The organism is Okeania sp. KiyG1 (assembly GCF_014132355.1).
Classification (GTDB): Bacteria; Cyanobacteriota; Cyanobacteriia; order Cyanobacteriales; family Microcoleaceae; genus Okeania.
The window spans coordinates 36,640-59,011 of record NZ_BLZO01000082.1 but is presented as its reverse complement, the minus strand read 5'-3'; the positions used below and the strand labels follow the sequence as shown (position 1 = coordinate 59,011).

The 22,372-nt window shown below is 36.0% G+C and carries 15 protein-coding genes and 3 pseudogenes; 11 read left to right on the top strand and 7 right to left on the bottom strand.

Going from position 1 to position 22,372, the window contains the following annotated elements; all coding sequences use genetic code 11:
- Positions 1-1,157: 1,157 nt before the first annotated feature.
- Both SAGCYANO_RS50435 and SAGCYANO_RS17600 read right to left on the bottom strand, forming a co-directional pair.
- Positions 1,158-3,277 (bottom strand): annotated as a pseudogene (locus SAGCYANO_RS50435) (SUMF1/EgtB/PvdO family nonheme iron enzyme).
- 1,020 nt (positions 3,278-4,297) lie between these two features.
- Positions 4,298-5,266: an FkbM family methyltransferase gene (locus tag SAGCYANO_RS17600; protein ID WP_202221270.1), complete on the bottom strand. Its 969-nt coding sequence runs from the start codon at positions 5,264-5,266 to the stop codon at positions 4,298-4,300.
- 821 nt (positions 5,267-6,087) lie between these two features.
- Between SAGCYANO_RS17600 and SAGCYANO_RS17595 the strand changes: the two genes are divergently transcribed.
- Positions 6,088-7,023, top strand: coding sequence for a hypothetical protein (locus SAGCYANO_RS17595; RefSeq protein WP_202221269.1), 936 nt, complete (start codon positions 6,088-6,090; stop codon positions 7,021-7,023).
- 802 nt (positions 7,024-7,825) lie between these two features.
- Here SAGCYANO_RS17595 and SAGCYANO_RS17590 read toward each other — a convergent pair.
- Positions 7,826-8,317, bottom strand: coding sequence for a YbjN domain-containing protein (locus SAGCYANO_RS17590; protein ID WP_202221268.1), 492 nt, complete (start codon positions 8,315-8,317; stop codon positions 7,826-7,828).
- 192 nt (positions 8,318-8,509) lie between these two features.
- On the opposite strand from SAGCYANO_RS17590, the pseudogene SAGCYANO_RS17585 reads away from it, so the two are divergent.
- Together SAGCYANO_RS17585 and SAGCYANO_RS17580 are read left to right on the top strand one after the other, a co-directional pair.
- Positions 8,510-8,743: pseudogene (locus SAGCYANO_RS17585) on the top strand (RNA-guided endonuclease TnpB family protein); the annotation flags it as partial.
- Between the two features lie 550 nt (positions 8,744-9,293).
- Positions 9,294-10,124 carry a class I SAM-dependent methyltransferase gene (locus SAGCYANO_RS17580; RefSeq protein ID WP_202221267.1) on the top strand — a complete coding sequence of 277 codons (831 nt, stop codon included), beginning with the start codon at positions 9,294-9,296 and terminating at the stop codon, positions 10,122-10,124.
- A 1,044-nt stretch (positions 10,125-11,168) separates the two neighbouring features.
- On the opposite strand, the gene SAGCYANO_RS17575 is transcribed toward SAGCYANO_RS17580, so the two are convergent.
- The 3 genes from SAGCYANO_RS17575 to glnA form a co-directional block, all read right to left on the bottom strand.
- Positions 11,169-11,309, bottom strand: coding sequence for a hypothetical protein (locus SAGCYANO_RS17575; protein WP_202221266.1), 141 nt, complete (start codon positions 11,307-11,309; stop codon positions 11,169-11,171).
- Positions 11,310-11,754: 445 nt separating this feature from the next.
- Positions 11,755-12,831 (bottom strand): class I SAM-dependent methyltransferase, encoded by a 1,077-nt coding sequence (locus SAGCYANO_RS17570; RefSeq protein ID WP_202221265.1) that lies wholly within the window; start codon positions 12,829-12,831, stop codon positions 11,755-11,757.
- 822 nt (positions 12,832-13,653) lie between these two features.
- Positions 13,654-15,075, bottom strand: coding sequence for a type I glutamate--ammonia ligase (gene glnA / locus SAGCYANO_RS17565; RefSeq protein WP_202221264.1), 1,422 nt, complete (start codon positions 15,073-15,075; stop codon positions 13,654-13,656).
- A gap of 1,107 nt (positions 15,076-16,182) precedes the next feature.
- Here glnA and apcB point away from each other — a divergent pair.
- Both apcB and SAGCYANO_RS17555 read left to right on the top strand, forming a co-directional pair.
- Complete coding sequence (gene apcB / locus SAGCYANO_RS17560; RefSeq protein WP_202221263.1) at positions 16,183-16,692, top strand: allophycocyanin subunit beta; 510 nt, start codon at positions 16,183-16,185, stop codon at positions 16,690-16,692.
- 367 nt (positions 16,693-17,059) lie between these two features.
- Positions 17,060-17,911, top strand: a complete 852-nt coding sequence (locus SAGCYANO_RS17555) for a TlyA family RNA methyltransferase (RefSeq protein WP_202221262.1) — start codon at positions 17,060-17,062, stop codon at positions 17,909-17,911.
- A 293-nt stretch (positions 17,912-18,204) separates the two neighbouring features.
- On the opposite strand, the gene SAGCYANO_RS47675 is transcribed toward SAGCYANO_RS17555, so the two are convergent.
- Positions 18,205-18,333 carry a hypothetical protein gene (locus tag SAGCYANO_RS47675; protein WP_255502589.1) on the bottom strand — a complete coding sequence of 43 codons (129 nt, stop codon included), beginning with the start codon at positions 18,331-18,333 and terminating at the stop codon, positions 18,205-18,207.
- A gap of 48 nt (positions 18,334-18,381) precedes the next feature.
- Between SAGCYANO_RS47675 and SAGCYANO_RS17550 the strand changes: the two genes are divergently transcribed.
- From SAGCYANO_RS17550 to SAGCYANO_RS50430, 6 genes and pseudogenes are all read left to right on the top strand, one after another.
- Positions 18,382-19,080 (top strand): hypothetical protein, encoded by a 699-nt coding sequence (locus SAGCYANO_RS17550; protein ID WP_237396276.1) that lies wholly within the window; start codon positions 18,382-18,384, stop codon positions 19,078-19,080.
- Between the two features lie 536 nt (positions 19,081-19,616).
- Positions 19,617-19,805: a hypothetical protein gene (locus tag SAGCYANO_RS17545; protein WP_202221261.1), complete on the top strand. Its 189-nt coding sequence runs from the start codon at positions 19,617-19,619 to the stop codon at positions 19,803-19,805.
- Positions 19,806-19,837: 32 nt separating this feature from the next.
- Entirely contained in the window at positions 19,838-20,326 is a 489-nt protein-coding gene (locus tag SAGCYANO_RS17540; protein WP_202221260.1) for a hypothetical protein, read from the top strand.
- Between the two features lie 51 nt (positions 20,327-20,377).
- The gene (locus tag SAGCYANO_RS17535; RefSeq protein ID WP_202221259.1) at positions 20,378-20,824 is read left to right on the top strand and encodes a hypothetical protein; all 447 of its coding nucleotides are present in this window, start codon (positions 20,378-20,380) and stop codon (positions 20,822-20,824) included.
- A gap of 22 nt (positions 20,825-20,846) precedes the next feature.
- Positions 20,847-21,176 (top strand): hypothetical protein, encoded by a 330-nt coding sequence (locus SAGCYANO_RS17530; protein WP_202221258.1) that lies wholly within the window; start codon positions 20,847-20,849, stop codon positions 21,174-21,176.
- A 105-nt stretch (positions 21,177-21,281) separates the two neighbouring features.
- Positions 21,282-22,372, top strand: a pseudogene (locus SAGCYANO_RS50430) (ATP-binding protein).

Sequence of the window (22,372 nt, the reverse complement as noted above, 5' to 3'; positions counted from 1 at the left end):
TCTGTTTTGATGTCTGAGTATCTCTTCTATATGTATTCAGTGGCGAAATGTTCTTTTTGCGTTGAATAAAAAGTCATGCGTAGGGGCGAGCGACTCCCAATAATTAAATTCTATCACGATTCTTTTGGCTATGCAAGGGGAAAATCCTTGCTGATTTTTTGAGCTTCATAAAATGATGATTTTGGTTTGTAAATATAGCGTTGGCGAAGCAAGTGCGGTAGCTACATCGCTATGAGTAAATATATTGATGTGTTGATGGGGTGAAAATTTTTCGCTGTTGTCACTGTTTTTTTGATTGGTGCTTCACAGAATGATGATTTTTCTGTGCTTTGATGGTGTGAGTATCTCTTCTATATGTATTCAGTGGCGAAATATTTTTTTGCGTTGAATAAAAAGTCATGCGTAGGGGCGAGCGACTCCCAATAATTAAATTCTATCACGATTCTTTTGGCTATGCAAGGGGAAAATCCTTGCTGATTTTTTGAGCTTCACAAAATGATGATGTTTGTTTGTAAATATAGTGTTGGCGGAGCAAGTGCGGTAGCTACATCGCTTCTACATGACTAAATATATTGATGTGTTTGATGGAGTGAAAATTTTTCCGTGGTCTAATGGTCGTGCATTGTGATTATTTTTGTGACAAAAACAGTGGGAGCATCTTGCTCCCGTGCCAGATTGCAAGTCAAAAGCAAGAAGTTAAAAGTTAAAAGTAATATCTGACAGTCGTTTGAGCATTTATAAATGTCTTTCCATTACCCACTGCAGGACTACCGAAAATTTTTCCTGTAGGTACATCTTTTCTGTGCTTCAGAGAATGATGATTTTTCTGGTGTTTTGATAGTGTGAGTATCTCTTCTATAATATATTCAGTGGTGATATGCTGTTTTTGCGTTGAATAAAAAGTCATGCGTAGGGGCGAGTAACGCCCAATAATTACATACTACTATGATTTTTTTAGGAATGCAAGGGGAAATTCCTTCCCGCCCGACTTAATTTTTTGAGCTTCACAGAATGCAGATTAATCATCCCTACATCTGTAGCAAAATCCTTTTCTGGCAACAACTTCTCCCACTCTGAAAAAAAATTTCCCCGTTTCGCGGGAGGGAAAAGAGAAAAGAAAAAGAGGGAAAAGGGGAAAAGGAGAAAAGAGAAAAGGGTTAAAGAGTTCTCCCGCCATCGCATACTACACGAAAACCAAAATAGAAGTAGTTGAGGTTGAAGCGCCTAAAGTTGTAGCCGCGAAACGCAGAACGGCAGCGACTAGGATATTGGTCCCAGGAACCGCCACGCAGCGGAAAACGATTCTCATTTCCATCTAACCAAACACTTCCATCTGTAGGCGCACCATTATAATTATCGTGCCAATCATCAGCACACCATTCCCAGACATTGCCGTGCATATCGTACAAACCAAAAGCATTGGGTGGAAAAATTCCCACATCTGTTGTTTCTTCACGATATTTTCCTTTTGGTTCATCAGCATAAGTAGAACTGCCACGATAGTTAACTAACTCAGACGTTATAGTTTTGCCAAAATAAAATGGTGTGGAAGTTCTAGCTCGACAAGCATATTCCCACTGACTCTCACTGGGTAAACTATATTTTTTTCCTGTTATCTGTGAAAGTTTCTGACAATATTCTGTCGTGTCGTTCCAAGTTACATTTTCTACAGGACGACTTGCACCTTTAAACCTAGAAGGATTATTTCCCATTACTGCTTCCCACTGTGCTTGAGTGACTGGATACTTTCCCATGAAAAATTCTGGTACATCTACATAATGTTGCGGACCTTCATTATCATCTCTTTCTGCTTCTGTTTCTGGAGACCCCATGAGAAATCTACCTGCGGGAATTTTTACCATTTCTAGGGAGACTCCATTGAAATTTTCTGTCATTACTTCTGCCTTACCTTCACGACTACTTATTATTTCTCCTCTGCGGTTAACTGTGACAGTAGTAAATGTCTGAATGGGAAATTCTGGTTGTGGTGGAGGGGGAGGTGCTGGAGTTGGTTGGGGAGAAGAAATAATTTCTGGAGTTGTTTCTGGTACTGGTTGGGAAGTAGAAATAATTTCTGGAGTTGTTTCTGGTACTGGTTGGGGAGTAGAAATGATTTCTGGAGATGGTTTATTCCCAAAACCTCTACTTAATATTGCTGCGACAAACCCACTTCCTGCTAAACCTCCTAATATCAATATTTGTCTTCTGGTTTTAGAGCTGATTTATAAAGTAAATATTAAGAGGATAAATGCTTTACAGTGTAAGGGTTCGACACTATCTAAGCTCCCAGGGCATAATTTTCCGCAAACCCATAGTAGAAAGGTGTTTCAACTCAGTTTACAAATCAGCTCTTATTCGGTTTGAGTTGGGGTTGGGGTTGGGGTTTTGCGACTACTGTTTTTGTTTGAGTAGGTTGGGGTGCTGGTTTTGGTTTTGGTCTAATTGTTGGGGTTGTCAAACCTAATGCTTCTAATACTTCTTTTGCATTTTCATAACGCTGGGGAAAATATTCATGTACCATCCTATCTAATATATTTGCTAGATAGTTACTTACTTGTGCTTCGTTTCGCCAGATAACATTTCCTGTATTTGGGTCTTTTGGTAAATTTCCTGGGTTTTTACCAGTCAGTGCTTTTATTCCTACCATTCCTACTGCATATATATCGCTACTCAGTTTTGGTTTACCGATCGCCTGTTCGCTTGGCATATATTCAGGGGTTCCAACTGCTACGGTTAAGGTTGTTGTTCCTGGTTGGTTTGCTGTGGTTAATACGTTTATTTCTTTTACTGCTCCAAAGTCGATTAATACTATTTTTTTGTCTGACTTACGACGCATCAAGTTTTCTGGTTTGATGTCTCGATGAATAATATTATTTTTATGAGCTTTTTATAATGCTGATAATATTCCTTTGAGTAGGGTAATGGTGTAAGATTCGCTTAATTTTTTTCCTGGTGTTAGTTCTTTGCTTATATCGTGCCCTTCGATATATTCTTGTACTAGGTAAAATTCTGTTCTTTCTTGGAAGTGGGCAAATAGTTTTGGTATTTGGTCTGAGTCTTTGCCTAGTTTATATAAGGTTTCTGCTTCTGTTTCAAATAATCTTTGGGCAATGGTTAATGTTCCTGGGTCTGAACTTTTGGGTGATAAATGTTTGACTACGCATTTGGGTTTGCCTGGTAAGTCTAAATCTTGAGCTAGGTAGGTATCTCCGAATCCTCCACTTCCTAGAGTGTCTATTATTTTGTAGTGATTTCTCAGGATTTTTCCTGACTGCATGATTTTGAGGTTAAATTAGGAAAATATGAGGTTTTTGGCCTGATTTTTTTGAGTATATATGAGCGCACCTTTTCCATTATATTTATACTATCATGTCAAGTTTTTTTGGCAACCCATTTTCTCGATCTTTTTGAGGATTTTTTCGTTTTTTTCATTGCACCATTTTTTGTTGACTACTCCACTGCTGTCATACTCTATCTTTGTTTTATCTGGGATTTTTGAGTAGGGATATTTTCGATTCAGGATGTAGCGATCGCCCGAATTATTACTAATTTTTCTTGATTAGACCTCTTGCATAAATCAATCTTAGGGAATAAACAGGAGATTGCTTCTCTGGGAGAAGGCTTCGTCTATGGGTATCTTAGTGCTTTTACCAAAGAGTTAACTCTCTTACCGTTGCCTCGTAATTACATCAAAAGATGAAAAAATTGCGGCTTTTCCTAACTTATGCAAGATATCTATATCTATATTTATTAGTGAATTATTTTGTTGCGTTTTCTCAGGATTTTTCCTGGCTGCATGATTTTGAGGTTAAATTAGGAAAATATGAGGTTTTTGGCCTAATTTTTTTGAGTATATATGAGCGCACCTTCTCCATTGTATTTATAATATCATGTCAAGTTTTTTTTGGCAACCCATATTCTTGATTTGATTGAGGATTTTCTCATTTTTTTCTCTGATTAGGAGATGTTAATTCTACTGTTATAATCTATCTTTATTAGTCTGAGATTTTTGAGTATAGATATTTTCGATTCAGGATGTAGCGATCGCCCGAATTATTACTTATTTTTCTTGATTAGAGAATTATTTTTTTGTGTGTTCTCAGGATTTTTCCTGGCTACATGATTTTGAGGTTAATTGGGTAAATGTGACGTTTTTGGAGGCTTGCTCAAATCCTCGTTACAAAAACAACTTCTGACTTTTTAATTCTGACTTTTGACTTCATTAACGACTCGGTAGGATAGTTAAAAATCAGCCTACCCTACCAAAGATAATAAACAGTTGTTTTAGGAGACTAAATTAGGTTCTAACAGCGTATATTGCTCCAATATTACTACTACGAGGCAGACGAGAAAAAATTGCAAAGCCTTCTTGACGCAAATATTCAGCTAACTTATCTGGTCCTTTACTATGCCATTCCATCATAATTATTTTAATCTGATTTAATTGCCCTTTTGCCGCCAAAGAATCAAAGATTTCATATTCAGATCCTTCACAGTCAATCTTGGCAACAATATCCATATCTGGATGCTGAGAAATTATTGAATTTAACTCTTCGCTAATAGGTTTTAAAGTCAGTTCTTCTTTCGGGAGAGATTTATTTTGCTTATTGTTTGTTCGGTCTTCTGAAACTCCAATACTTCCTCTCAAGTCATAATCAAATTCGACTGTTACTTTTTTTTCTGCATCAGCAATTCCATAACTAAATGGTTTAATTTTCTGGGAAATATCTGGGTTTAAATCAAAATTATGTACTGCTTGTTTATAGGTAACATTGAATGGTTCGTAACCCCAGATTGACTTCACATTTTCCTGACTAGCAAAATATAGACTAGCCAATCCTACATTCATACCAATATCTAACATAACTACAGGGCGGTCGTAAATAAAAGTATAAATTCCTAACCAAAAAATTTCCCAAAGAATAGAAAGTTCTTCTGCTGTTTGAACATTTACTTTGATTCCTTCTATTTCTACAATTAATTCATCATTTTTATCTATAGTAAACTTAGCATTTAACTTTTTCTTGAGAAATTTTGCTTGATTCAATGCTTTTTTTTGTAGCAGAAAATCATACTTTTCTTTTTCAACATATATATCCAGTGGTTTGAGAAATAATTTATCCGAACCACGCTCAACTTCTACATCATTAAAACTCATATTTAACTCAGGAATTTTATCCACCCAATACCAATTGGGTATCTTCTGGTAATTCCTCACATTTCTCAAAAAATTCTTCGTCTTTAACAATGGTTCTTTTAACATCATTTGTATTCCTCTTAATTAAGTAAACAAACTGAATAATCTATTTGAAGGAAACATAACGTTTTTGTTACTATTTCCTCTCCGGACTCACCGATGGATATAGCACCTATATCAAGAAAAAAAGGAGTATAATTGTAGCCATCATAGCATAATAATTTTCTGAATTTATCTAAAACCACTGATAATTCTCTCAAAGACTTTCTAATCGGTAAAAATCCTTAACTTTATGAAATATTAGGGATGGCACAATAGCATATAGCATTTCTCAAAAAGCGTGAGATACAGTTGTTTTTCTTTTTTTCTATCCCCTGTTTCTCGAATTACTACTCCCTACTCCCTAAAACAAAGGAATTTTGTACCTCACCAATATAAGAATTGCTATAATAATTTTCTGAATTTATCTAAAACTGCTGATAATTCTCTCAAAGACTTTCTAATTGGTAAAAATCCTTAACTTTATGAAATATTAGGGATGGCACAATAGCATATAGCATTTCTCAAAAAGCGTGAGATACAGTTGTTTTTCTTTTTTTCTATTCCCTGTTTCTCGAATTACCACTCCCTACTCCCTACTCCCTACTCCCTACTCCCTAAAACAAAGGAATTTTGTACCTCACCAATATAAGAATTGCTATAATAATTTTATTCATTTATCTAAAACTGCTGATAATTTTCTCAAAGACTTTCTTATTGATGAAAATACTTAACTTTATGAAATATTAGGGATGGCACAGAACTAATATATATAGCTATACTAGATAACTAAACTAGGGAAATCGTTTCCCTCAGAATATACTTGATAAATTGATTGATTTGTTATTTTTATGAAGAACCCAATAAAAATTATCCCTTGGTTGCTTATTGCTGGTTTTGCTTGGTCTCTTGGTTTCTTTTACAATGTTTATTATGGCGGTTTAATTGGTCGTTTACGCGGAATGTACTACAATAAGGTGGCATTAGCAGCGGAGGTAGAAGGGTCAAAAAGACTAATAATTGTTGGTGGTTCGGGAGCGCACTATACTGTCAATTCTCAGTTAATGGAAGAAGAACTTGGTATTCCTGTATTTAATTTTGGCTTGGATGGAAATTTGGGTCTAAATGTAATTTTTCCTACTATTTTGGAGCAAGTTCGTCCAGGAGATATTATACTGATAATTCCTGAATACTTAATGTTATTAGATGAAGATGGATTAGGCGATCGCTCTACTTATTTTGGAGTAGCTGTTGGAAAACCAGGGTTAGGAGGGGTACCACCCAAGCAGTTTGCTCAAGATACTTTTGGTTTGGGTGTTCCTAGTCTCAGACAACTGACAAAAGCTACTATAGATATAGTTGAGCAAGTAGAAGTTCCAGATTACTATGCCGATCCAATTACGGACTGGGGAGATCCGACTAAAACATGGGAACGTAAAAGTAAGTGGTGGAAAATGACAGTTAGGAAACCCGTGACTCCTCATTCAATTGCACGAATTAAGCAATTTAGAGAAGAGTTAGAAGCCAAAGAAGCAAGTTTAGTCATATCATTACCTATCATTTATGCCAATACAGATGAAAAAACTGTGAAGAATGTGGAGAAAACCGCTGAAGAGTTGGGTAAAATTGCTCCTCTCATTTCTGACGAAAAGTTAAATTTGTGGACTGATGTTAATTTGTTTGCTGATACTCACTACCATCTCAAACCAGAAGGAAGAGTGATACGTTCAAAAGAATTAGTCGAACAACTGCAACCTATAATTCAACCGACAATAAGTAATAAATAAGGTTTGAATTACTCCCTTATATCAAATCCGGTTAAACAGTTATAGATTGGTAGTCTTTAGAAGTCAGGAGTCAGGAGTTAGGAGTCAGGAGTCAGGAGTTAGCTAAACCGTCGAGAAGCCTCACACCATAATTTTAAAGAGGAGTGTGAGATGAATCGGCGACCAATTGAATGGGTTCGATGCCCATTCAATGGGTAAATATCCCAGAAGAAGCTTTCTCTCTGGTTAAAAAACTTGTATATTTTTTTTATGTCCAATCAAACTGAAATGTTCCATCTGAACGCCATTGCCAAATCTTTCTTTATCTCCTCATCTCCCCAGACTCTTTATCTAATTACACCTATGCTACCGGATTTGATATGAATTATGAATGCCCTTTTTACCGAAAAATTGGGTTTAAAGCCTCGCCCTTGTAGGGCGACTTTTTATTTTTATGTTAAGTCAATTGAATATATGCTATAGTGCTATTAGTTGCCGGGGGGCACTCGGAAACTCTAAACGGACGTGGAGGGAAGCGTTAGACTACCGCCAAGGAAGCAGCACCCTGTGTTAGCGACAGCTATGCGAAGCAAAGCGTCAACCCGCCGAGGAGCTATGGCTCAGTAGGAATCCCCGTGCCTTTAGGCCGGGGAGGATGTCAATACTTACTCCCGAACAACCCATGAATGAACTAATCTGTACGGACGTTGTATGCAACGTCCCTATCTAATTCCCTATTCCCTACCCCCGAAGCAAAAAAGTTATAGCTAAATTCACCAATGCCGATGATTGATTTGATTTTTGATTATTTGGAGATGTCTATTTACTGGCCAAATTCTGCTGCCAAAACGTCATCATTATCATCAGCAAGAGTCGCAACAATAGTAATTGCCCGAGAAATTTCTCCTGGAGATAATTCTGCCACAGTACGAGTTGCCAGAACTACAATTTGATTATCCACAATAGCAAAATGAGATTCCATAGTCGATAACCAATTCATTTCCAATAATCTACGCATTAACTGGGGTTCATTTTTTGCTGGTAACTTCAATACATAAGACCAGACATCAAAAGTATCATCGTCTGTTTGTCCAGTCAGTCTGACATATACTTCCACACTGCCATATTGAAACTTCCATAAATGGCCTGCTTCATTATTAGCCACCATCACTTTTTGATCTTCTGCCATATTGGCAATAATTGTTTCAATCTCTTCTATGTAGCTGAGACTGGTCTCATTTTCAGTTACTTCTATATTATCTTCTTCAGTAGAAGGATTATCCACAGAAGTAGTGTCAGGGTTGTTAGTAGTCATAATTTATACCTATAGAAAAATCATCTATCACCAGTTTAAGCCCTGAACCTATCCTAATTACCGGAAAATTGGGTTTAAAGTCTCCCCCTTTTAGGGAAACTTTCTAATGCATAATGCATAATGCTTATGGTTGCAGAGCTGCTGAACTGTGTGTTATTATTTTATCGTAGCATTAAACGATAAAACATTTCTATGCTCATCTATGAAATGAAATTGCAAGGCACACAAGACCAATATAATCAGCTAGACTCAGCCATTAGGACTGGTCGATTTGTACGCAATAGCATTATCCGAGCATGGATAGATAGAGAAGTTAAAAGTCGTAACGATGCCTACAAATACTGCACAAAACTAGTACACAATCCTGAGTTTCCCTGGGCCAAGCAACTTGACTCCATGGCTAGACAAGCTCATGCTGAGAGAGCATAGGCAGCAATAGAAAAATTCTATCGAAACATAAAAGACGATGGGAGGAAAGTTCCCGGAAGATTTATCCCCTGGTTGAATAACGACGCGCGGGTAATAAAGCGAAGTAAAAATCTGCTATACTAGAGGAATAAGGAACAAGGTTTGTCGCCATGACATGAGCGCGCTTTGCGGTGAAATTCCGGTGGACAGGAGACGGGGAATTAACTTCCTACGACGGCTGTTAGCTCCGCATTCGGCACCGAAAAGCAAGTAGGCAGCTAGAGCAGCGAGAAGATTGCTCCAACCAGTGCGAGTAAAACCACTCGTGAAAGCTATTCAAAAAAAAGTAAACTCACAGCTAGATTTCGTTCTATGCCTAGGAGTATAGGAGTCTGTTGATAGACTTGGAGCAAATGTGGATTTATGAGGGGCTGCGTGCGGAAGTAAATTCCGCACATTTATTCGCCCCGTCCCAAATGGGGGTGGACTAACCACAAAATCCAGGGTGTTTCAACCCCTGGAGATGTCAAAAAGCTATAATGCTATCCACAATTAGTAATCTATAGCTATGTCTGAAGCAGAAATTAATTTTCCTTATTTTGACAAAATCTTTGCCAATTTAGAAGACGAAGTAACTAAAACTATCTTTGGAAACCATGTTCACTGGGGTTATTGGGAAAATCCTAATTGGGCAAAAAATACTCCTGAAGATTTTGCGATCGCGGCTGAGAAACTGTCACAAAAGGTTTATCAAGCTGCTGATATTAAGGATGGTATTTCTATCTTAGATGTGGGTTGTGGTTTTGGCGGTACAGCTGCCAGTATTAATAATAATTATTCGGAGGTAAAAATCACTGGATTAAATATAGATGAACGGCAATTAAATGTAGCTAGAAAACAAGTTCAAGCTTGTGGTAATAATTCTATTGAATTTGTGCAGGGAGATGCTACTAAAATGCCTTTTCCTGATAATTATTTTGATGTGGTTTTAGCGGTAGAGTGCATTTTTCATTTTCCTAGTCGTTCTGCTTTTTTCCAAGAGGCAAAGAGAGTTTTAAAACCTGGTGGTAAAATTGCTTTGTCTGATTTTGTTCCTACTGCCACAATCAATTTTTTGAAGCCTGTGGTTAGATTGTTTCTTAAAGATTTGGGTGCTGAAACTTATGGCAATGTTAATTTTTTCACTATTGCTAACTATCAAGATTTAGCAAGAAAAATAGGGTTTAATAGTTTTCAAATAGAGGATATTACTTTTAATACTTTACCTACTTATAAAATCCTCAAGGAGTTTCCTGTTTTTTCAGATTCTCCAGCTAATCAGAAAACAAATAATTTTTTTGAATGGGTGACACGGCTGGGACTACTGCGTTATTTAATTTTGTCAGCAAGTATAGAATAATTTTCCTATTTTCAATTGAGGTTTTATAGCAAGCGTGATAAATGTTTGTTACAAATGGTAGGGACGTTGCATGCAACATCCCTACGAAAGAAGGAAGAGGGAAGAAGGAAGAAGGGTTAAATATTGAAAAAAAGGGAAAAAAGATAGAGATAACTATCTCAAATGAAGTGGATAGGCTATTTTTAAGCATATCTGATCGATATCTACATTTTTGTAGCATTCTTTTTTCACGCTTAGTATTATAGTAGGGAGCAGGCAACAGTGGGAAAAATATTTCCCTGTTTAAAGTTTATTATTAGCGCAAGTCTTAACCAAGTCATTCTTTGTTATTTAATGTGTTGTGCTTAAGAAAATGAAATGACTATTGCGATCTCCGCAATAGAGAGATGAAGTAGGTATTTTTTCCACCACACATCTTAGATTCTGGTGCTTCACAAAATGAATTAGCTATTGCGATATCCGCAATAGAGAGGTGAAGTAGGTATTTTTTCCACCACACATCTCAGATTCTGGTGCTTCACAAAATGAATTAGCTATTGCGATATCCGCAATAGAGAGATGAAGTAGGTATTTTTCCACCACACATCTTAGAATCTGGTGCTTCACAAAATGAATTAGCTATTGCGATATCCGCAATAGAGAGATGAAGTAGGTATTTTTTCCACCACACATCTTAGAATCTGGTGCTTCACAAAATGAATTAGCTATTGCGATATCCGCAATAGAGAGATGAAGTAGGTATTTTTTCCACCACACATCTTAGAATCTGGTGCTTCACAAAATGAATTAGCTATTGCGATATCCGCAATAGAGAGGTGAAGTAGGTATTTTTTCCACCACACATCTTAGAATCTGGTGCTTCACAAAATGAATTAGCTATTGCGATATCCACAATAGAGAGATGAAGTAGGTATTTTTTCCACCACACATCTCAGATTCTGGTGCTTCACAAAATGAATTAGCTATTGCGATATCCGCAATAGATAGGTGAAGTAGGTATTTTTTCCACCACCCATCTTAGATTCTGGTGCTTCACAAAATGAATTAGCTATTGCGATATCCACAATAGAGAGATGAAGTAGGTATTTTTTCCACCACACATCTCAGTTCTGGTGCTTCACAAAATGAATTAGCTATTGCGATATCCACAATAGAGAGATGAAGTAGGTATTTTTTCCACCACACATCTCAGATTCTGGTGCTTCACAAAATGAATTAGCTATTGCGATCTCCGCAATAGAGAGATGAAGTAGTTATTTTTTCCACCACACATCTTAGATTCTGGTGCTTCACAAAATGAATTAGCTATTGCGATCTCCGCAATAGAGAGATGAAGTAGTTATTTTTTCCACCACACATCTCAGATTCTGGTGCTTCACAAAATGAATAATCGTGAGAATAAACTAAAAGTTCAAAATCTCAACCTAAAATTAAACAGCCTTGCTTTGAAGAATTCTTCCTCAATCCTAAATTTATTTTTAATAATTACCTCTCCTTAAAAAGAAGAAGATTGGCTAGAAAGAAAATTTTTTTCTCTTTTAAAGGAGAGGCTTGAAACCTTAATTATGCAGCAAAATTGATTATCAAAATGTAAGCATTTCCTACGGAATGCTTACCTACTAACTACTTCTTAAACAGGTTTATAACCCACCCAATACTTACTAACAAAATGAACTTCAGTAGCGATATTAATAAAACCTACTTTCTCCAAACGTTCCTCTAAATTATCTGTAATATAACTCTGATAATAAGGTTCATGGAACATTGCTGGAAAATTTTTTAACATTGGCGCAAAATCAGGTTCATCAGAAACTTGAATCGAATCACAAATCACAAAAACACCCCCAGGTTGAGTCACTCGAAAAGCTTCCTCTATTACTTTTTGACGTACCATCGGCGGTAATTCATGGAACATAAAAACACAAGTTGTTGCCTGAAAAAAATTATCTCTCCAAGGTAAATTCTCAGCATTTCCTTGTAAAAGTTGAGGCAACTCTCCCAACTCTTCAGATAATAATTGATGAGCTTTTTTTAAATAAGCCGACGACAAATCAACACCATAAAGAGCAGCCTTTGGTAAAGTAGCGCGAATAAACTTTAAAGTTCTACCAGTACCACAAGCAATATCTAAAACTCGTAAATTTTGAGGAGCGATCGCATCTAAATTTTGCCCATAAAATAACTTTTCTAATCCCATTTTTAACGGAGCCAAAATTCGTCTGCGCATAGCATCGGCAGTACCATTAAATAAAAGTTCTACCTGTAAATCATAGAGATTAGCTGATGTATCGCTTAAGTAGCCATCTGTTTGGTAATGAAAATTTTGTAAATAATACTTAGGATAATCTTGAGTGTCTATTTGTGGAGAAAATTCTTGATATTTCTTTTGTTTAATTCTATTCCAAATTGTAGGCATATCTAGCCAAATATTAGGATAGTAACTGAAAAAATCTGACCAGGGATTATCAAATATAATATTAACTGGATAAATACCATTTTCTCCATCTGCCAAATCTCTTTCCATAATCTCATCAATGCGTTTCTGAACTTTTTGGAGAATTTCAGGAGACAAAGGTTGAATTTTAAACTCAAGAGTTGGATAAATAAAATTTCTCAGCCGAGTAGAAATTTCTTTGTGAGCTAAAGCGAAGTAAATTTTACCTTGTTGAAATGTTTGATAAGTAAATTTTGTAATAGTATCTGACATGACGATAAGTCTAAATAGATTTTGCGAGTTTTGTAGTTTTATTTCAGGATTGTAACACAATTATCATACAGCAGAAGGAAGAAGGAAGAAGGAAGAAGCAGGAAGGTTGATATTCCGTTGTTTTAGATATTGCATAAGTTAAAAGTAGTAATGGCAGTTGCTATAATTTTGAAGAAAAAACCATATAGTACTTTGGCGCTTGACAATATTTGCGTAACATTCTGGTAGGAAAAGGCAAGAAGCAACAGAGGAATTAATACCAGTTCCTAAAAGTAACGCTATACTTGGGTAAGACTTCAGTTATTAATTAATCAAAACAGGTAGAATCACTTTGCATCCTAAAAATAGCCTAGTTAATGTTAATTATTCTTACTTTTTACTTCTCCCTGTACGGACGTTGCATAAGGGCGTCCCTACCCACTCCCCTATTTCCCCTCCCAGGAGGGGTTAGGAGTGGGTCCCCTGCTCAACAAAATGTAGAAAAATTTTTGAGAAATGGTATAATGTATAGTGGCATACCTAATACATTCCCTCAAAAAAAATAGCCCCCAGCAAAGGAGGCTATCAAAACTAACTCGCTATTGTTTCATATTACTAATTTTTGCTATGAGGCCAGGCAAGTAAATCAAGAATCATTTATCTAGAAAAATCATTTCTAGTCCTTACTTAGGAATCAGGATTGAATAAAATACAGAAGTTAAACAGCAAAGCTTAAATAGATTCAACCTTAATCTTTCTAAATCATGTAAGTAATAAAATACTCATTCCTTCAGCTTTGAGAAAAACTTATTTCCTCCTAACTCCTAAGTTCTACTTACTAAATTAGCAATCGTAGTAGAGAGAAAACTCATAAGGATGAGGACGCAGACGCATAGGGTTCACCTCATTGTCCAACTTGTACTCAATCCAAGTTTGAATTAAATCCTCTGTAAATACCCCACCAGTAGTCAAAAACTCATGGTCTTTTTCCAAAGCTTCCAAAGCACCTTCTAAAGACCCAGGAGTAGAAGGAATCTTGCTTAACTCTTCAGGACTGAGGTCATAAATATCCACATCCAAAGATTCGCCAGGGTCAATTTCATTCTTAATCCCATCAATACCAGCACAAAGCATTGCAGCAAAAGCCAAATAGGGATTACAACTAGCATCAGGACAACGGAACTCTAATCGTTTGGCCTTGGGATTTGTACCACTTAAAGGAATCCGAACAGAAGCAGAGCGGTTACCTTGAGAATAAGCTAAGTTTACTGGAGCTTCAAATCCAGGAACTAATCGCTTATAAGAATTAGTAGAGGGATTAGAGAATGCCAATATTGCTGGAGCGTGCTTGAGGATACCACCAATGTAATTAAGTGCTGTCTTACTCAAATTGGCATAACCATCACCCCAGAATAGAGGTTGTCCATCTTTCCAAATTGACTGGTGACAGTGCATACCAGAACCATTATCGTTAAATATAGGTTTAGGCATGAAAGTAATAGTTTTGCCATGTTTTTTGCCCACATTTTTGATGACATACTTATAAATCATCAAGTTATCTGCAGCTTCTACCAATGTGCCAAACTTAAAGCCCAATTCATTCTGACCACCTGTAGCAACTTCGTGGTGATGCTTTTCAATGGGAACTCCACACTTGGCCATTGTTAATAGCATTTCTGTCCGCAAATCCTGCATTGTATCGGTGGGAGATACAGGGAAGTAACCTTGTTTATAGTTTGGTTTATAAGCTTTATTACCACCTGGTTCTTCACTACCAGAATTCCAACGACCTTCTATACTATCTACATAGTAATAAGCTTTATTTTCAGTTTGGTCAAACCGAGCATCTTCAAATACAAAGAATTCAGCTTCAGGACCAAAGAAGGCAGTATCGCCAATACCTGTTGATTTTAAATAGTCAACTGCTTTCTGAGAGATGACTCTGGGGCAACGGCTATACCATTCACCAGTTCGAGGCTCTTTAATACTACAAGTTATACTTAATGTTGGTTCAGCCATAAAAGGATCAATCCAAGCAGTAGTTGGATCTAGTACCATCATCATGTCTGACTCGTTAATATTTTTCCAACCACGGATACTAGAACCGTCAAAGGCAACTCCATCTGTAAAGGAACTCTCATCAATTTGACTTTTGTGAACTGTTAAATGTTGCCAAATACCTGGTAGGTCAATGAATTTCAAATCAATAACTTGAATATCATCATTGTCAATCCAGTTCAATACATCTTGGGCTGTTTGTGCCATATTAGCTCCTAAGTTTTAAATTTTGGCTTTCTTGACAAGAAGAATAGCTTTAATAAGAATAAATACATCAGTCTTAAATTTTGGCTTTCTTAACAAAGTTCTAATCAGAATACATCCAGCCGATAATAAGAATGAAAATCCTTGAGTTTTTGTAACTTTAGACACAAAAAATCTGACCTTAATCAAATAATTCTGCTAGTGCAGGATGGTAGAAATAACTAACCAATTACAAAATCCTAAAAGCCTTACCAATCAAAAATGATTGACTTTTGAATGCATGACTTTTGAGTTCTGCGTAGCAGCACTAGGTGGCAATTTATCTCAAGGTTGGTTGAAGACCCACCCTCTCCTGGAAGGGACAGTCGGGATGTTTGCGCAGCATGACCCTGGGAAAACCAATCAATCTTGCGATTGTTACAAAAAAGTAGTTGAAAGCCAAGTGGCTTTAGCATTTGAATGAAAACAAGTTGTGGGAATTTATTCCCAAGTATCCCAAAACGTGGGATAATACCAATGAATGCGAGTAGGAACAAGGTTTGTCCCATAGACTCAATGCTTGTAGGGGTGAAACTCCTGTCGGGAAGAAGCTAGTAGCATGGTTCTACCAAGACACTCGGCAAAGACAAACACCTCAGCAAGGATAGGGATTTATAGCTCGAACATAAGTATAAAACCACTCTGAAAGCGAGACAAAAGTAAGGGCGATGTATGCGGCACTCTTGTCAGCTTATGTGAGTCTGTAGGTGGTATATGAGCTACCACCACTGGAAAAATTTAATTAAGTCCAGTGACAGCTAGTAGCTTTTCAGAATCGTGTTTTTCAACCAATTCCGAACAACTGCTTAGAATAACCCGTACTTTATCGGGTCAGAAGTCAAGACAGCATAGTACTCTTAATTAAAATAAGGCTGCTGGGCTAGCAGTGTCAGTCTGTGGAGCGGCTTTAAGACCGAAAAGAGGGGAAGACCTTGGAGGCGGGTGCTATGAAGCAGAAAATCCCTATCAGTGATGTTAGGGAATTCCACGTTTTAGCGTTAGCGCAACGTTGGGAGGATGTCAAAGTACGCTAATATAGAAAATTTAAGAAATTTTTGGGAGAATAATTATATGCGGGACACTATCACTAGCTTGATAGATAATTACGATGCTAAAGGTCGTTATTTGGACCGGGATGCTGTCGATCAATTAAAGTCTTATTTTGAAACGGGTACTGCGCGAGTAAAAGCTGCTACTGTAATTAATTCTATGGCTGCTAGTTTGGTCAAGCAAGCTGGGATTACGTTGTTTGCGCAACAACCTGAATTAATTCGTCCGGGTGGTAATGCTTATACGACCCGTCGTTATGCTGCTTGTCTACGGGATATGGATTATTATCTACGCTATGCTACTTATGCTTTGGTGGCAGGTAACACGGATGTTTTGGATGAAAGGGTCTTACAGGGTCTTCGAGAAACCTACAATTCTCTAGAAGTACCTATTGGACCTACTTTGGTTGGAATTGGTATTCTTAAGGAACTTGTTAAATCTGAAGTTGCAGCGGCAGGTATTGAAACTGGTGCTTTCTTAGAAGCACCCTTCGACCATTTAATTAGTGAGTTAGCTGAAAAGGACATTTAATTAATTAATAATGAATAATTAATAATGAATAATTATTCATTACCAAGGGTAAAAATGGGATTTGGAAACCAAATCCCAACAATTTTTCATAATTCAGTAATCAGTTTAATAATCAGTATAATTGGGTACATCTCATATTTGCAAAAATACTTTTTCCCTATTCCCTATTCCCTATTCCCTATTCCCTGTTCCCTAAAAGCGATAAATTTTTGGCTTTATTCACGCATTGAGATGCACCCGTTTAATTCTTTCGATTTTTTTTAACATTAATGAAGCGGATTTTAACAACTCAAAAAGCTGATAGCTGTTTGCGGAACATTCGAAACGGAAATTCTAAAAGCTGATAGCTAGTTAATAATTAAAATTTGTGGTTAAACAAAGATTAGACATTTTATTAGTAGAACAAAATTTATGTACTTCTCGACAAAAAGCTCAAGTTTTGATTAGAGCAGGAGAAGTAATGGTAAATCAGCAAATAATTGATAAACCAGGAACTGAAGTAGAGTCTGAGGCGAATATAAAAGTTAAGCAAAAATCTTTATATGTTTCTAGGGGAGGTTATAAACTTGCCAAAGCATTAGAATATTTTTCTATCCCTATTTCTGGCAGAATATGTCTTGATGGAGGTATTTCCACAGGTGGTTTTACAGACTGTTTGTTACAAACAGGGGCTAAATTAGTTTACGGTATTGATGTGGGATATGGGCAAGTTGACTGGGGTTTGCGTAATGACCAAAGAGTTGTTTTGAAGGAGAGAACTAACCTACGTTATTTAACTGCCATAGAATTATATGGCGAGGAATTAAGATTAAATTCTCAAGTACAAGAAAATTCAGAAATCTATCCTAATTTAGCAGTAGTTGATGTTTCTTTTATTTCTATAACTAAAGTTTTACCTGCTTTATGGCAATTACTTATTCCACCTCGTGAGACAATATTGTTGGTAAAACCTCAGTTTGAAGTAGGAAAAAAACGAGTCGGAAAAAAAGGTGTGGTACGTTCTTCTACTGACCAAGCTGAAGCAATTTTTCAAGTATGGAGTAGCGCTCAGAATTTAGGATGGGGATATTCTGGTTTAACCTGGTCTCCTATACAAGGTCCGGCTGGTAATATAGAATATTTATTATGGTTAAATGTTGATAGTAAACTTTCACTAGATTTGGCAGCGATCGCTCAGATAACAAAATTAGCTCAAGAAGAATTTAATCGTGTTTCATAAGATATTAAGTTTGACTGAAATGTTAGAGAAGCAGTCAGCACTCAGCAATCAGCAATCAGCTTTGTAAAAGGGGATTTTAATCCCACATTCCACACTTCAATTTGTAACATGAAAATTAGTATAAAATCTGTAGCTTGCTTAAGTATTGATACTATATAAATTATCTTCATTTACCTTGATCGGGAGTCAAATTCTCAGTTAAATATGGCAGCATAAATACTTACTGAATCCTTTATTCCTATTGACCACTATAATTTACTTCTTACTTCTTACTTTTGACTTTTGACTTTTGATTATGGTTTTATATCATGTCTGGATAATGATTGATCAAAAAACTTTTTCCTTCTACTCCTCTTTCTTCCTCTTTCTTCTCTCCTGACTTCTGACTCCTGACTCCTGACTCCTGTACGGGCGAATGCCATTCGCCCCTACGACTCCTGACTCCTCTGTCATTTACTGTTCAACCGGACATGATATTAGTCATTTTACTTCAGAGAATTAGTATATTTTTTCTTTTCTTGATTAAATTATCTATTTATATATTTTGTACTTCATTTATTTTTAGCACAATAATTTCTGCCAAAATTATATCTGTTAAATTAGCGGATCGATTTTTATATAGTTTAATTCTCTTTGGCGATTTTTTAAGAGGAATAGAAATAGTTGAACTTTTTAATATTGTTGCTTTTGCTGTTGTGGGAATGGGTTTTGGTTTAGCAACTATTTTTTTACCTAAGTATTTAGGTCGTTATGTGAGTGCAATTCTATTAATAATTTTAGTGCCAATAATTTTTCTCACGACTCAAATGGTCAGATATGATATTTGGGTAGAACAGGTAGCAAATAATGAAAATTTATCTCTTGATGGAGCTGAATTACTCGCTAATTCATTTTTAAATCAAAGGGTAGGTAATGATGGTATTTATGGTTTCTATTTATATACTGCTCAGTTTCCTATTCTCCCTGATAAAAAGGTACAGATGAATAATTTAGATAGATTGGAAAAGAATGTTAATTCAAAGTTTGTGAGTTTGATAGGGGTGCCACCAGGGGTTGTTTCGTGGGCAATGAGTTTGTGTTTTTGGGTAATTAGAATTTTTTATTTTGTAGTAGCGGTAGTCACGACTGTTGCTCACTTCAGAGAAGGTTTAAGGATAGTTAAATGTTGAGATTGTAGGTAAGCATTTCCTGCGGACTGCTACGCAAACAGCTATCAGCAGTCAGCTATCAGATTGATATAACATACTGTTTCAGCACAGGTAAAAGGGTAAAGTTGTTTTCTTGTTTTTCTATTAGGGAGCGTCGCTGTAAAGATTTAATGATATTGAATAAGTCTGAAGCTGGTATTTGTAAATTATCTAATAAGGTTGAAATAGTTACTGGTTGGGTTGTGGTTGCTAGGTGAGAGATTACTTGTTTTTCTACTTCTGATAAACGCGAAAGTTGCTGATGTAATAATTCTTTGATGTCTGCATCTAAAAATAGGGGGTCGTATTGAAATAATTCTGAGATATTTCCGCATAAAAAGGAAGTTTATCAAAGCATTGCTAAATTTCTTCAAGAAAACCTACATCAACCAGAACGTGTATGTTTAGGAATTACCCATAAACTTTGCAGAGAATTTGACGAAAGATTATTAGAAGAAGGAGTAGAAATTAACCACAAACTTCTTGAAGCTGCAAAAGCATTAATTTTAACTATTAAAGTGCATTATGAACCTAAAGTAAATTATGAACCTGAACTACAGACGGTTAAAACTTACAATCGTCAAACAGAAATTTATTACATTAAAGGAAACAAACCAATAGTAACAAGAATAGAACAGGAATTATATTTGGATACTGTACCTCAAGATGTACGTTCAGAGTGGTTACGGGAGGGTGAAAAAAATTAACTTTTAAACTTTATCCAAAGGAGTAAAAAATTATGCCAATTCCATTTTTAATTCCTATAGTAGTTGCTCTAGGAGTTTCAATAGTCTTAGCATTAGCATTTTGGTATCAAATTTTAGATTGGGCACAAGATAGTCTTTTTCCTTGGGTTAAACGAAATATTCCTTTAATTGAAGGTGTAGTTAAAGAAGCATTTATTGCTGTAGATAAAGTAGCTACTCCTATCCGCAAAACTATTCGTCAAGCATGGGAAAAGTTGCGTGATTTTTTACTAAAGCAAGTAGTAAAAATAGAAATAAAATCATCAAGTGAATTGATAAAACGAGTTACATCTTGGGTAATTAAAGTTCTCGAATCTGGTAAAAAAGTTCCGGTAAAAGTAGAGACAGAAGAAGAAGTTAATTGGGATGAATTACCTGAAGAGGTGCGTAAAGAGTTTCTCAGTAAAGGAGAAAGTGAAACTGAAATTGATGTAACTGAAATTCGCGATGATGAAATTGACCAAATGGATATGTCTGCTTAGTTACCTAGTATGTTTGAATCAAAAAAAATTAAGTATTTAAGGCGAATAAAAATGACTCAAATCAAAGTTGACTGGCTTACTATTTCTATCGTTGCAGTTGTAGCAGTAGGCATAGGTATCTATTTTTTAACCAAACAAAGTGAAACAGAAAATCGCAGGAATATTGATAGGTGGTTTGAGGAAAGATTAGCCATATCATTAGCAGAAAAATTAGGCAAATCCAGTCAAAAAATATTACAAACTATTCGGGGTTCAGGAAATCCTACAATAATTGCTAGGATTCGTGAAATCGTTAATTCTGCTAGATTAACTTTTACGAAATTATCATCTTTTAATGATGTAGAAATTCGTCTAAGTGTAGATTACAGTAACGGTACATCTTTTGCCGTTTCTAAGAATTGGAAATGGGATGAACTACCAGAAACAATTAGGTCTGAATTTCTCAGAAGTAGTAGTAATCTAGTGACTCGTCCGTGGGATTTTCCTTGGGATAACTAATAAATTTAGGAGAGTAAATATTATGCGTTGGTTAGTAGCAGTAGGTATGTTAGTAGCAGCAGCAGTAGGAACATTAATTGTTGTTCAATTATGGGATGATATACGAGAAACAGTTGCTAAATGGTTACGTCAACAAGGTTTGGAAAAAAGTGCTTTAATGGATGCTTGGGTTAAGTTAGATTCAATCGCTGGTACTGTACGTTCCAGAATTTTTGCTAAGACTGAAAAAACAGGGGCAGTTATCATCTCGGAAACTGAATATGAGATGAGTGAAATAGATGATGAAGATGTTAAAAAGCAACTTAAAGAAAGAGGATATTTTGAGCGCGGTATTATGGATTTACTTGACTAAGAAGAAATTAGTTTTTGCCTGGGAAAAGTGTCTAAGAGTTGATTTTTTTTAACTAACTACTTAATTGTTCAATATTTAGCAAATTATTATAAGGAGAATTAATTTATGCCCGCAGGATGGGAAAGAAAAACAACTACAAATGCAAATACAGAGGAAATAAAAAGTACAAATCAAAACAAATCTCCCGAACAAACTCCCAATAATAACTCCTCTGATAAAACAACTGAAATAAACAGAATGGAAATGTTTATTCCAGAAGAACCTCAGAAAAGTTTAGACAATCTAATACTTCCCTCAACTGTCAAAAATAGAATTGATACAGCACTGAATAGAATTAAATATCACGATATTTTATATCACCAATGGAACTTAAAAAGTATTGACCCCCGTGGTAAGCGTACCGCAATTAATTTATTTGGATTACCAGGTACAGGTAAAACCTTTTGTGCAGAAGCGATCGCTCACTTTTTAGAGAAAAAATTATCAAAGTTAACTATGCAGAAATTGAGTCTAAATATGTGGGTGAAACGCCAAAAAATATTACGGCAGCTTTTAACAAGGCGAAAGAAACCGATTCAGTTTTATTCTTTGATGAAGCTGACTCTATCTTGGGAAAAAGATTAACTAATGTCACTCAAAGTTCCGATCATGGAGTTAATGTTAGTCGTTCTGTAATGTTACTTCAGTTAGATAAATTTGATGGAGTTGTAATTTTTGCCACTAACCTCGCAAAAAATTATGATGGTGCATTTGTGCGCCGAATTTTGGCACATATTGAGTTTGAATTACCAGACAAAGAATGTCGCATTAAACTATGGCAATATCTACTGCCAAAAGAAGTACCAATCACAAAAGATGTAAATCTAGAATGGTTAGCAAACGAGTCAGAAGAACTTGCTGGAGGTGATATTTTAAACGTTGTAATTGCAGCAGCAAGTCGAGCAGTGATGAGAGAAAGAGAAGCTCAAAAAGTTTCCCCTTTTGACTTAGCTGAAGAAATCAAATTTGTACGAGAAGCAAAGACAAAAATTGGTTCTCCTCACTATGAAACTAATCAACAAAAACCCAAAATTAAAGAGACAGAAATGGAACGAAATGATTTATCTCCAGAACTTCGCGATCGCGACAGCGGAACGGAGTTCTATCGCTACGATAAAGCTATTTCTGAAATAGATAAATCTGATTCAAGAATTTAG